10 protein-coding genes and 2 tRNA genes are annotated in these 12,985 nt (G+C 44.4%); 2 read left to right on the top strand and 10 right to left on the bottom strand.

What is annotated here, in order from left to right; all coding sequences use genetic code 11:
* Window positions 1–10 precede the first annotated feature (10 nt).
* Together lptE and leuS are read right to left on the bottom strand one after the other, a co-directional pair.
* Complete coding sequence (gene lptE / locus AB4623_RS03430) at window positions 11–664, bottom strand: LPS assembly lipoprotein LptE (protein ID WP_017067144.1); 654 nt, start codon at window positions 662–664, stop codon at window positions 11–13.
* Window positions 665–843: 179 nt separating this feature from the next.
* Window positions 844–3,420, bottom strand: a complete 2,577-nt coding sequence (gene leuS / locus AB4623_RS03425; RefSeq protein WP_048614215.1) for a leucine--tRNA ligase — start codon at window positions 3,418–3,420, stop codon at window positions 844–846.
* 263 nt (window positions 3,421–3,683) lie between these two features.
* Here leuS and AB4623_RS03420 point away from each other — a divergent pair, with 263 nt between their 5' ends.
* Entirely contained in the window at window positions 3,684–4,154 is a 471-nt protein-coding gene (locus AB4623_RS03420) for a zinc ribbon-containing protein (protein WP_017062329.1), read from the top strand.
* A 90-nt stretch (window positions 4,155–4,244) separates the two neighbouring features.
* On the opposite strand, the gene lnt is transcribed toward AB4623_RS03420, so the two are convergent.
* The 5 genes from lnt to miaB form a co-directional block, all read right to left on the bottom strand.
* A complete protein-coding gene (lnt, locus tag AB4623_RS03415; RefSeq protein WP_065584440.1) occupies window positions 4,245–5,762 on the bottom strand; it encodes an apolipoprotein N-acyltransferase in 1,518 nt (505 codons plus the stop codon).
* A gap of 32 nt (window positions 5,763–5,794) precedes the next feature.
* Window positions 5,795–6,685, bottom strand: a complete 891-nt coding sequence (gene corC / locus AB4623_RS03410; protein ID WP_012603382.1) for a CNNM family magnesium/cobalt transport protein CorC — start codon at window positions 6,683–6,685, stop codon at window positions 5,795–5,797.
* A 120-nt stretch (window positions 6,686–6,805) separates the two neighbouring features.
* The gene (gene ybeY / locus AB4623_RS03405; protein ID WP_012603383.1) at window positions 6,806–7,267 is read right to left on the bottom strand and encodes an rRNA maturation RNase YbeY; all 462 of its coding nucleotides are present in this window, start codon (window positions 7,265–7,267) and stop codon (window positions 6,806–6,808) included.
* Window positions 7,268–8,389, bottom strand: coding sequence for a PhoH family protein (locus AB4623_RS03400; RefSeq protein WP_017064169.1), 1,122 nt, complete (start codon window positions 8,387–8,389; stop codon window positions 7,268–7,270).
* 163 nt (window positions 8,390–8,552) lie between these two features.
* A complete protein-coding gene (gene miaB / locus AB4623_RS03395) occupies window positions 8,553–9,977 on the bottom strand; it encodes a tRNA (N6-isopentenyl adenosine(37)-C2)-methylthiotransferase MiaB (protein ID WP_065584439.1) in 1,425 nt (474 codons plus the stop codon).
* 308 nt (window positions 9,978–10,285) lie between these two features.
* Between miaB and AB4623_RS03390 the strand changes: the two genes are divergently transcribed.
* A complete protein-coding gene (locus AB4623_RS03390; protein ID WP_017064167.1) occupies window positions 10,286–11,461 on the top strand; it encodes a 2-octaprenyl-3-methyl-6-methoxy-1,4-benzoquinol hydroxylase in 1,176 nt (391 codons plus the stop codon).
* 68 nt (window positions 11,462–11,529) lie between these two features.
* Here AB4623_RS03390 and AB4623_RS03385 read toward each other — a convergent pair whose 3' ends face one another.
* The 3 genes from AB4623_RS03385 to AB4623_RS03375 form a co-directional block, all read right to left on the bottom strand.
* The gene (locus tag AB4623_RS03385) at window positions 11,530–12,576 is read right to left on the bottom strand and encodes a lactonase family protein (protein ID WP_372145761.1); all 1,047 of its coding nucleotides are present in this window, start codon (window positions 12,574–12,576) and stop codon (window positions 11,530–11,532) included.
* A gap of 158 nt (window positions 12,577–12,734) precedes the next feature.
* A tRNA-Leu gene (locus tag AB4623_RS03380) sits at window positions 12,735–12,819 on the bottom strand.
* 55 nt (window positions 12,820–12,874) lie between these two features.
* Window positions 12,875–12,951, bottom strand: a tRNA-Met gene (locus tag AB4623_RS03375).
* Between the last annotated feature and the right edge of the window lie 34 nt (window positions 12,952–12,985).

Genomic DNA, 12,985 nt, shown 5'->3' with positions numbered 1-12,985 from the left:
AATAAACCTATTATTGAGCAGATTCGCTGAGCTCTGGTTGTTGTTCTGTGCTTGGTTCGATTTCAACGTCGTCAATCTCAACATTCTTGATGTTGTATTGCTTTTCGAGTTCTTTCACTTGAACGTGCTCTAGTGCATCTAGGTCCATGCTATCAGCTGCAATGTTCGCTTTTAGACGAGCCATCTGACGAAGGATTTGGCTTGTTGCCAACTTACGCATCTCATCTTCGATCATGTCTCGTTCAACCGACTTCGCAAGTGCAGTTAGCGGGTTATCTAGGTAACTACGGGTTACGCTGGTTGAGAACGTCTTTGAGCCTAGATCCGGGACAGTTACGCGGTATGAAGCGCGGAATGTCAGTTCTTTCTCTGCTGCACGAGTGTTTTGGTATAGAGACAGAGTTCGCTCACCTACGCTCTCACTAATAATATGCAGGTTAGGTGTATTCTCAGCCGGTGGCACAATTTCTACATCATTCATACGCAGTTGACCTTTCATCATACGTGTAAACGTACTGTATTGGTCGTAACTGGTTACGGAGATCTTGTTGAGTTCTTCTGGTACGGAGTAATCACCACGTAGGTGGAAACCACACGCACTTAATAGGCTGACGGTTAAAACAACAACAGTAACTTTCAATGAAGATAGTGAAATCAGGCGCATTATTTGATGGCTCTCATGAAGGTAGAATACTTATTTAAAGGCTTTAGTTCGTTTGAGTGGTTAGGCTCAAGTCTAAAGCGCTTAAATAAGTAGACAGGGCAATTAGCTACCCTGTCTACAGACTGCTTTTGATGAACTAAGTTCGTTAATTCTTTAGCAATTGCATTGTGCTAACGAAATTAGTTAGCGACGATGTTTAGAAGCTTACCTGGTACGAAGATAACTTTACGGATAGTTAAGCCATCTAGGAACTTCTTAGCGTTCTCATCGTTTAGACCAAGCTCGCGAACTTGCTCTTCTGTTGCATCAGCAGCAACGGTTAGTTTCGCACGTAGCTTACCGTTGATCATAACAACGATAGTTTTCTCGTCTTCAACTAGCGCTTTCTCATCGAAAGTTGGCCATGTTGCTGAGTCTACGTTTGATTCACCAAGTGCAATCCACATTTCGTAAGAGATGTGTGGAGTCATTGGGTAAAGCATGCGTACTACCGCTTTTAGCGCTTCGTCAAGGATTGCACGGTCTTGTGCAGATTCTTGAGGTGCTTTCGCCAGCTTGTTCATCAGTTCCATGATTGCAGCGATTGCCGTGTTGAACGTTTGGCGACGGCCAATATCGTCCGTTACTTTCGCGATAGTTTTATGGATATCACGACGAAGTGCTTTTTGGTCGCCAGATAGCGCAGAAGCATCAACAGATTCAGCAGCACCCTTAGAAGAGTGAGCGTGAACCAATTTCCAAACACGTTTAAGGAAGCGGTTAGCCCCTTCAACGCCAGACTCTTGCCACTCAAGCGTCATGTCTGCAGGTGATGCAAACATCATGAATAGACGTACTGTATCAGCGCCGTACTTGTCTACCATCTCTTGTGGGTCGATACCGTTGTTCTTAGACTTAGACATTTTGATCATGCCTGAGTGTTCAACTTCACGACCTTGATCGTCGACTGCTTTTTCGATGCGACCTTTACCGTCACGTTCAACCGTTACGTCAGTCGGTGCAATCCACTCTTTGGTGCCTTTTTCGTTTTCGTGATAGAACGCGTCAGCCAGAACCATGCCTTGACATAGTAGTTGCTTGAACGGTTCATCAGACGTCACGTAGCCAGCATCACGTAGAAGCTTATGGAAGAAACGAGAGTAAAGCAGGTGCATACAAGCGTGCTCGATACCACCAACGTATTGGTCAACTGGTAGCCAGTAGTTTGCTTTCTCTGGATCTAGAATGTCGTCTGCTTGCGGTGAACAGTAACGTGCGTAGTACCAAGAAGACTCCATAAACGTATCGAACGTGTCAGTCTCACGTAGAGCGGGTTCGCCGTTGAATGTTGTTTCAGCCCAAGACTTGTCAGCCTTGATTGGGCTCGTTACGCCATCCATTACTACATCTTCAGGAAGAATGACTGGCAGTTGGTCTGCTGGTACTGGGTGAACTTCACCGTCTTCAGTGGTTACCATTGGGATTGGAGCGCCCCAGTAACGTTGACGAGATACACCCCAGTCACGTAGACGGAAGTTTACTGTCTTCTTACCTTTGCCTTCAGCTTCAAGCTTCGCAGCAATTGCATCGAATGCTTCTTGGAACGCAAGACCATCGAATTCACCAGAATCAAACAGTACACCTTTTTCAGTGTAAGCCGCTTCAGACACGTCTAGTTCAGAACCATCTTCAGGTTTGATTACTGGGATGATATCGATGCCGTACTTAGTTGCGAACTCGTAGTCACGTTGATCGTGAGCAGGAACCGCCATTACCGCACCTGTGCCGTAATCCATAAGTACGAAGTTTGCTACGTATACAGGAACAACACGGCCGTTAAGAGGGTGGATAGCCGTTAGGCCAGTATCCATACCTTTCTTTTCCATCGTTGCGAGTTCAGCTTCAGCAACTTTAGTGTTACGACACTCTTCAACGAATGCAGCAAGCTCTGGGTTGTTCTTCGATGCTTTCTCTGCAAGAGGGTGACCTGCAGCGATACCAACGTAAGAAACACCCATTAGTGTATCTGGACGTGTTGTGTACACTTCTAATGGTGCTTCTTCGCCGTTAACAGCGAAAGATAGCTCAACACCTTCAGAGCGGCCGATCCAGTTGCGCTGCATGGTCTTAACCATTTCAGGCCAACCTTCAAGGTTGTCTAGATCGTCTAGTAGCTCTTGAGCGTACTCAGTGATTTTAATAAACCACTGTGGAATTTTCTTTTGCTCTACTGGAGTGTCACAACGCCAGCAACAACCGTCTTCTACTTGCTCATTTGCCAGTACTGTTTGGTCGTTTGGACACCAGTTCACTGAAGATGTCTTCTTGTAAACCAGGCCTTTTTCGTAAAGCTTAGTGAAGAACTCTTGTTCCCAACGGTAGTACTCTGGAGTACACGTTGCGAATTCACGGTTCCAGTCGTAACCAAAGCCTAGAAGCTTAAGCTGGTTCTTCATGTACTCAATGTTTTCGTAAGTCCATGGTGCAGGTGCTGTATTGTTTTTAACAGCGGCGTTTTCTGCAGGTAGGCCGAATGCATCCCAACCAATTGGCTGCATTACGTTTTTACCTTGTAGACGTTGGAAACGAGATACCACATCACCGATGGTGTAGTTACGCACGTGACCCATGTGCAGTCGGCCACTTGGGTAAGGGAACATAGAAAGACAGTAGAATTTTTCTTTGTTTGGGTCTTCACTTACAACGAAAGTCTCGCTGTTATCCCAGTGTTGTTGAACCTTTTGTTCAATCTCTTGCGGGTTATATTGTTCTTGCATCGATGGTATCCGGTTATCTTGGAATTTGTGAGTTCGGTTAGAACAGAATCTTACAGATCGTCATAGAATACCTAAAGGAGCTGAGTACAACAATAGTTATACCCTTCATACTTGCAGTTGCCGCTTAGTAGATTGTGTAATTTTCACTGAATTTCGCAGGGCAACTATACTTAAGAGTATGAATTGCATTTGTTTGTAAGCGGGAGTGCATTGCAGCGCATCCGTTTGCTCACTAAAAGGTTGGTTATCTTAAGGAGGTTGTTATGCCGAAGAAAAAAGCGCTCTATGAAGAAGTCGTCGAAGAGGTGATTGAAACGCTGAAGCATAGCCCTGAAGAGCTCAACAACAAAATCGAAACGTCGGGCAAGTTTGCGAAAGCAGCTAATGATATGACTAAAGATGAGCTTTCATTGATCTCTGCCTACGTGAAGTCGGACTTAAAAGAGTTTTCCGAAAGCTATGAAGAGAGTAAAAGCGGTCCATTCTATTTGATGATTGCGGACTCTATTTGGCAAGGGCTGTTGGATATTACTGATCGTACTAAGGTGGAATGGGTTGAACTGTTCCAAGACTTAGAACACCAAGGCTTGTATCAAGCGGGTGAAGTCATTGGCTTGGGAACCTTAGTATGTGACGAGTGTGGTCACCAAACCGAATATAACCACCCAACCAATATCATTCCATGCATTAAATGTGGTTCTAAAGGGTTTAGTCGTAAAGCCCTTAAACCGTAAGCTTCTGAACCATAGCGTATCAACGCAAAACCACAGCAATGAAAAAGGGTTGACCCGATCAGTCAACCCTCAAATCACTTTTCGTCGAATCTAGCTTTTTGGCTTTCTAATTACCCAACCAATCACCAAGCTGAGCATCGCCCAGATATACAGTGGCCAAGTACCTACTGTGTGATAAGGCGTTTGACCATCCGTTGAAATGAGTTCAGCTTTTAACACTGCCGTTTCAAACTGAGGCACTTGCTTGATTATATTGCCTTTGTAATCAGTAACTGCCGTCACACCGTTGTTGGTCGAGCGAATAACCGGCTTACCAAGCTCCAGAGCACGCATCTGTGCAATTTCCATATGTTGCAGAGGGCCAATCGAACGACCAAACCACGCATCGTTAGAGAGCGTTAAAATAAAGTCAGTCTCGTCGGTTACGTTCTGTCTAACTTGATCATTAAAGATGATCTCATAACACAGTGCCGGCGCTAAGTGACGACCATTTGCCACTATGTTTGGTTGAACAAAGTCGCCACGGCTAAATGATGACATTGGCAAGTTAAAGAAAGGTGCTAATGGACGCAAGATATCTTCAAACGGCACAAACTCACCAAATGGTAACAGGTGGTGTTTATGGTAGCGTTCGTCTGGATCGTAGCTGTACTCACCGTATGGATTCACACCGAGAGAAAGAACACTGTTGTAGTATTTCTTATCTTCAGACTGATTCAGCACACCGGTAATGATCGAACTGTTGTTCATCTTCGCTGCGCTATCCAAGTTACGTAGGAAAGATGGGATCTCAACTTCGAATGCTGGAATAGCCGCTTCAGGCCAGATGATGATATCCGCTCCCCAGTTTTCTCTGCTTAGGTCGGTGTACTTCATCATGGTTGGCCAGCGATGACTCGGTAGCCATTTACTGTCTTGATCGACGTTGCCTTGTATCAAGACGACTGACGTGGTTTTTTCAGGGTTCGGCGTGACCCAGTCGATGTTGCGAATACCAAAGCCTGCGCTAAATACGACAGCGGGAATGATAGCGATGCTCCAAGCCCGGTTAACAATCGCATAAGTGAATGCAGAGGCTGAAACAATGATCGCTAAAGTTACTAGCTCTACGCCGCCAATCGGTGCAAATGAACCCAATGGCGAATCGATTTGGCTGTAGCCTAACCAAAGCCAAGGGAAGCCCGTCATTACCCAGCCACGCAGCCAATCACAGACTAGCCAGAATGCAGGAGCTGCAAGGAAAAAGCGGCTTAGGTTATTGGCAGGGAAGAATTTATTCAAACCCCAGGTAAATAGCCCTGAATAAACGGCTAGGTAGCCAACAAGCAATGCCATCAAAAATAGGTTGGCTGCCAGTGGCATGCCGCCAAAACCATCAATGCTGACGTATACCCAGCTGATACCTGTGGTGAATTGACCTAAACCCCATGCGTAGCCAATCCAAAGCGCACTTTTAGGAGAGCGGTTGTGGATCAGTAACAGCAACAAAGCTGGGCTGAGAATAGCAAGAGGCCATATAGAGTATGGAGCGAATGAAAGGGTGGTTATAGCGCCAACAAAAACGGCCGCAAGCGGCCGTAATAGGCGATGAATAAAGGTATTAGTCATCTAATTTCTGTCATCTCTTTAGAGAGAAGTTGTTATTCTTCGATAGTCGGAAGAGGCTGTTCGTCAGGAATGGTTACCTGTAGCTGAATCACACGACGGTTATCTGCTGATGTTATTTTGAAATGGTAGTTTTCGATTTCTACAATTTCGCCACGAACCGGCAGGTGGCCGAGTGCTGTCATAACCATGCCGCCTACCGTATCCACTTCGTCGTCACTAAAGGCAGTGTTAAACGTATCGTTGAACTCTTCAATAGTGGTTAAAGCTTTTACAGAGAAGGTATGCTTACTCAGCTTACGAATATCTAGCTCTTCTTCATCGTCGAACTCGTCTTCAATTTCACCAACGATTTCTTCGAGGATATCTTCAATGGTTACCAGGCCAGAAACTCCACCAAACTCATCGACAACGATAGACATGTGGTAACGCTCTTCTTGGAACTCCTTAAGCAGGCGATCAACTCGCTTACTTTCAGGAACAACCACGACAGGGCGAATCACTTGTTCGATATCAAATGGAGCACTTTCTGAACCCAAATACTTAAGTAGGTCCTTCGCTAATAGAATGCCTTCAACATGGTCTTTATCTTCACTGATCACTGGGTAGCGAGAGTGTTGAGCATCAGTAATGAGCGCAATCAATGTATCTAGATCATCTGTGCGTTCAACTGTAACCATTTGAGAGCGAGGCAGCATGATATCGCGTACTCGCATCTCTGAAATTTCCATAACACCCTCGAGCATGTCGCGTGTGTCGTGGTCAATTAGGTCATTAATTTCTGAGTCGCGGATTACATCTACGAGCTCTTGGCGATCTTTTACTTCACCTTGAAATAGTTGGCCTAGGCGTTCAAAGAAGGACTTTCTACTCGGACCTTCAGATTTTTTACTTCCCTCAGAAGTGGGGGGGTTACCTTCGTTCATGATTTCTCAAAAAATAACGCTATCAGAAGTGTGATAGCACACGTTACAACTCAGATTCCTGTGAAAATCACAGGTTCGATGAGTTATTGTTTCTCTGCAACCTACTTTACTAGAATCAATTTACTTTTCTAGAATGTAAGGGTCTTCAAACCCCATAGATTGCATGATTTCTGTCTCGAGTGACTCCATCTCTTCAGCTTCATCATCTTCGATATGATCATAACCTAGCAGATGCAGACTGCCATGTACAACCATATGAGCCCAGTGTGCTAGCAGAGGCTTACTTTGCTCTTCTGCTTCTTTTTCGACAACTTGGCGGCAGATAATGAGGTCGCCCAGTAGATCTAACTCGATCCCTGGAGGAGCCTCGAATGGAAAAGACAACACGTTAGTTGGCTTATCTTTGCCACGATATTCATGATTGAGCTGGTGGCTTTCTTGTGTATCAACGATACGAACCGTCAACTCAGCGTTCTCTTGAAACTGAGGAATTGTCTTGTCCAACCAAAGCTGAATATCTTGCTCAGTTGGAAGACCTTGCTCATTTTCGACCGCTAATTGCAGGTCTAGTTCAATAGACATCTATTTATCACCTTGTTCTGCAATTACAGAGCTATTTTGTGTTGCTAATTGTGTCGTAACTACCTGCTGAGCCTCAAGAAGTTTGGCTTCACGCTCTTCACGTTTACGCTTTTCAAACTCTTTGCGCTCTTTCTGGTCTTTTGCTTCCCACTTCTCGTATGCGTTGACGATACGAGCAACTACAGGGTGACGAACGACGTCTTCAGACATGAAGAAGTTAAAGCTAATGTCGTCGACTTCATTGAGCACTTCAGTCGCATGGCGTAAGCCTGATTTTGCACCACGAGGTAAATCGATTTGCGTAATATCACCTGTGATCACAGCGCGTGAGTTAAAACCGATACGGGTTAAGAACATCTTCATCTGTTCTACCGTGGTGTTTTGGCTCTCATCAAGAATGATAAACGCATCATTCAATGTACGACCACGCATGTAAGCCAGTGGCGCAACTTCAATTACGTTACGTTCAATCAGCTTCTCAACTCGCTCAAAGCCAAGCATCTCAAACAGCGCATCGTAAAGTGGACGTAAATATGGGTCTACTTTTTGGCTTAAATCACCCGGTAGGAAACCAAGCTTCTCACCGGCTTCAACAGCAGGACGAGTCAGTAGGATTCGGCGAACCTCTTGGCGTTCAAGTGCATCAACTGCTGCAGCAACGGCTAAGTAGGTTTTACCTGTACCTGCTGGCCCAATACCAAAGGTGATGTCATGAGTCACCATGTTCATTAGGTACTGTGCTTGGTTTGGCGTTCGAGGTTTGATGACGCCTTTTTTAGTCTTAATGGTCACTTCTTTGCCGTAGTCAATTTCAGACTCGACGTGTTGCTCCAAAATGCCTGACTCGGTGATCGCCAGATGTATTTGCTCTGGTTCGATATCGATTATGTTGCCTTTAACTGGAGCCGTTTCAACATAGAGGTGTTTGATGATGTCTAAAGCTGCGGCTGTAGTGTGAGGCTTACCGACAATGGTGAAAAAGTTGCTACGGTAATTAATCTCAACGCCCAGACGACGCTCAAGATGCTTGATGTTGTCGTCAAATGGTCCGCATAAACTTGCCAAGCGCTTGTTGTCTGCTGGTTCTAGATTTATCTCTAAGGTAACGATTTTATTGCTCAAATTAGCCTCTCATTTTGTGCCACTCACTCTTAAATAAAACAAAGAGCAAAAAGCCCGATTTAGACCGGGCTTCTGATGGTGATATCCCTATTTCTAAGATGGTCACTTAGTTAGGTAATTTCAAGCTTTGTGTTTGCGCTTTGTGCTCAAACAGTTGTATTGCCTATGGCGTAAATGTCGCTACACCTAGCTCGTCTTCACGTTTTGTTTTTTCCATCATTTCTGCTGGAGTCATAACAACGCGTAGACCCATGTCTTTTTCTGTGCGAACTAGCTCACCACGTAGTGAGTTGGTGTAAACCTCAGTGATCTTTACATCTACGAATTGACCGATTAGGTCTGCAGAACCTTCGAAGTTCACAACACGGCTGTTTTCTGTACGGCCGCGAAGTTCCATTAGGTTCTTTCTTGATGGGCCTTCAACAAGGATACGTTGCTCTGTGCCTAACATTAGACGAGAGAAACGCATAGCTTGTGTGTTTACCGTTTGCTGCAGTTCGTACAGACGATCTTTCTTCTCTTGTGCTGGTACATCACATGGGTAATCTGCCGCTGGCGTACCTGGACGTGGAGAGAAAACAAAGCTGAAGCTCATATCGAAATCAACGTCTTTAATTAGCTTCATTGTATCTTGGAAGTCTTGCTTAGACTCACCAGGGAAACCAACAATAAAGTCAGAGCTGATTTGAATGTCAGGGCGAGCTTTACGCAGTTTACGGATAATAGATTTGTACTCGATAGCCGTATGTGGGCGCTTCATCATCGTAAGAATACGGTCACTACCACTTTGTACTGGTAGGTGAAGGAAGCTCACTAGCTCTGGTGTGTCTTTGTAAACTTCAATGATGTCGTCACCAAACTCAAGCGGGTGGCTTGTTGTGAAACGAATACGGTCGATACCGTCGATAGAAGCAACAAGACGAAGCAGTTCTGCGAATGAACAGATATCGCCTTCGTGTGTTGGACCGCGGTATGCGTTTACGTTTTGACCTAGCAGGTTAACTTCACGTACGCCTTGCTCTGCAAGTTGAGCAACTTCGAAAAGTACATCATCCATTGGACGGCTAACTTCTTCGCCACGTGTGTATGGTACAACGCAGTAAGTACAGTATTTAGAACAACCTTCCATGATAGAAACGAACGCCGTCGCGCCTTCAGCTTTTGGCTCTGGCAGGTTATCGAACTTTTCGATCTCTGGGAAAGAGATATCCATTACTGGCTTTTCGTTAGACAGTGATGATTTAATCATCTCTGGCAAACGGTGTAATGTTTGTGGGCCAAAGATAACGTCTACGTAAGGTGCACGTTGACGAATGTGATCACCTTCTTGAGTCGCTACACAGCCACCCACACCGATCACCACACCTTCTTTTTTATCTTTAAGCGTTTTCCAACGACCAAGCTGGTGGAATACTTTTTCTTGCGCTTTTTCGCGGATAGAACAAGTATTCAATAGTAGTACGTCTGCTTCCTCAGGTACTTCAGTTAGCTCATAGCCATTTGCAGCGTTAAGCAGGTCGGCCATTTTTGATGAATCATATTCATTCATCTGACAGCCCCAAGTTTTAATTAGCAGTTTCTTACTCATTATATGTTCGCTCGATCGTTAGTTTAATTTAAGGGAGCAAATCGCCCATTATTCATCCGCTAGCCCCGTTTGTCATAATTCGGTATTCAATTTTATGACAGGCTCTAGCGGCAAGCGGCGTATTGTACTGGTTTCAAAACCGACTGACTAGTAGTCTGAACAAATCTCTTATGTAGTGGTTTTTATTATCGTTAACGCCATATGCCATAAGGGATAACCCTTTTTTCGAATAAGGTTTTTGGTTACAAGTTAGTTATGAAAAAGTACAATCAAAAACAGTCAAAGAATCAAACTGATAAGTACGAAATATGAACAGTTACGATATTGTAGTAGTCGGTGGCGGCATGGTTGGCGCAGCAACAGCAATCGGTTTTGCAAAGCAAGGTCTGAGTGTTGCGGTGATCGAAGGTTTTGCCCCACAAGCTTTTGATGAATCGCAAGCGATGGACATTCGTGTGTCAGCGATTTCTCAAGCATCGGTCGATTTGCTTGAAGATCTTGGTGCATGGCAAAGTATTGCAGCAATGCGAGTGTGTTCTTATAAACGTTTAGAGACGTGGGAGCACCCAGAGTGTCGTACTCGATTTGATGCTGCCTCACTAGACCTTCCTCGTTTGGGCTATATCGTTGAGAACAGACTCATTCAATTAGGTTTATGGTCTCAATTTGATGCCTACGACAATCTCGAACTGTTATGCCCAGAAAAGCTCGATGTGATTGAGTTTGGTGAAATCAATATCGTAAAGCTTCAATCAGGGGCTGAGTTGTCTGCGAAGTGGGTGGTTGGTGCTGATGGTGCGAATTCAGCCGTTCGCCAACAAGCTGGAATTGGCATCACGGCTTGGGATTATCGACAACACTGTATGCTTATCAATGTAGAAACAGAACAACCTCAGCAAGATATTACTTGGCAGCAATTTCTACCAAGTGGCCCTCGTTCATTTTTGCCTTTGTGTTCTCTAACCTCTGACGGTCAAGAAGTCGGGCTGGGCTCGTTAGTTTGGTATGATTCTCCACTGCGTATTAAGCAACTGTCAGCAATGGCCCCTGAAAAACTACGTAACGAAGTACTTACTCACTTTCCTAAAGAGTTAGGTGATATCAAAGTCTTGAATTCGGGTTCTTTTCCTCTGACACGACGTCATGCTCAATCATACTCGAAGAATAACTGTATTTTGGTCGGAGACTCTGCGCATACCATCAACCCTTTGGCTGGGCAGGGTGTTAACTTAGGCTTCAAAGATGTATCAGTACTGCTGGATGTCACCAAAGAAAAGGGTGAATTGAACCAGTCTGTAGCAAGACGCTATGAAGTGATAAGAAGAGGCGACAATCTAATGATGCAAAGTGGCATGGATTTCTTCTACAAGACATTCAGCAACGACATTGGCCCACTGAAATTTGTACGTAATGCTGCTCTAAAACTAGCTGAAAATTCAGGCCCGATTAAAGCTCAAGTATTGAAATACGCTTTGGGTCTCTAATTGAGCGTTTAAGACTGCTTATGAAAAGAAGGAGAGCGAATGCTCTCCTTTTTTGTATCAGATGACTACTATCGCTGTTGCGTCACACAAACCGGTGCATCGATCTCTAAAGAGTACCCTGTATAAACCAAAGACCCATCTTCATTATCTCGCTTGAATGAGGTGATGTTGTTGGAGTGCTGGTTGGCGGCGATAAGCCATTTCCCATCGTTCGTTATATGGAAGTCTCTTGGGAATTTGCCTTCAGTGTCGTAGCTATCAATGAAAGTCAGCCTTTGAGTCTCAGAGTCGATTTTGAAGCTACTGATCATCGATTGATGTCGACAAGAAACATAGAGAAATTGCTCATCCGGTGATAGTTTTATTGCAGCTGTTGCTTCTCCTTTTTCCATATTTGGAAGTGCGTCGATCTCTTCGACAATACTCCATTTCCCAAGAGTTTTCTCCATCATCAGTATCGTTTCAGAGAGTTCACAGATTACATAGGCTTTATTTTCGTCTTTGTTGAAGACGAGATGACGAGGTCCATTGCCCGCAGGGACTTTAATGGATTGCATTGGTTCGTCTAGAAACTCTTCCTGTTCTTCATCAAAGCAATAGAAGTTGATGCGATCGGTGCCGAGATCGACAGTCACAAACTGTGGTGAGTTTTGTAAGAACAGGCATTGATGGGCGTGTGGGCTAGTTTGTCTCTCTTTGTTTGGCCCGGAACCAACCATCTGGATTGTTTTGAGTCGTTTATCGATGCTGCCGTTGATACTTAAGCTAAAAATATCGAATGTGCCTGATGAGTATTGCGACGTGATAGCAAACTTATTGTGTGGATCTATCGCGACGTGACAAGGGTGATCTCCCGAGATGAGGCTTGTATTGTGTGTTAGCTGTGAATCAACATTAGGTATATGAATGAGCTGGGGCTGTTTTTGCTGGTCCACTTCCGATGCAGTATAGATCCCAGTCTTTGTTACAGTAATAAAAGAGGGGTTAGTACATTTGATGATCAGCTCTAGAGGTAATAGTTTTCCTGTTTCTAGATCTAACTGAGTTTGATAAACACCTTGGCTTTTACTTGGTGTATCTGTGTAGCAACCGATCGTTAAGGGGAGGGGTTTCATAGGCTAGTCATACTCAATTAGAAAATGGAGCTGACATTGTCTTATAAAATCGTATTAAAAGTGAGGTTATAGAAGAGAATACTTGGTGACTTGGCTAGCAGATTTGCATATTCCAGATAAAACAAAACCCAGCTAAAAAGCTGGGTTCTATTTAATAATGGTGCGGTCGGAGAGACTTGAACTCTCACACCTCTCGGCGCCAGAACCTAAATCTGGTGCGTCTACCAATTCCGCCACGACCGCAGCAAATCTTTATAGTCATACTGAATATTGGTGATTCAATAAAACGTTGTATAAGTGGTGGCTACTGCGGGATTTGAACCTGCGACCCCATCATTATGAGTGATGTGCTCTAACCAACTGAGCTAAGTAGCCATAATAAATCTAATAGATTCACTATTTGTTCTCT

Origin of the sequence: Vibrio sp. 10N.222.52.C12 (assembly GCF_041474215.1) — a bacterium.
Lineage (GTDB): Bacteria > Pseudomonadota > Gammaproteobacteria > Enterobacterales > Vibrionaceae > Vibrio > Vibrio crassostreae_C.
This window is presented reverse-complemented; position numbering and strand designations above follow the sequence as displayed.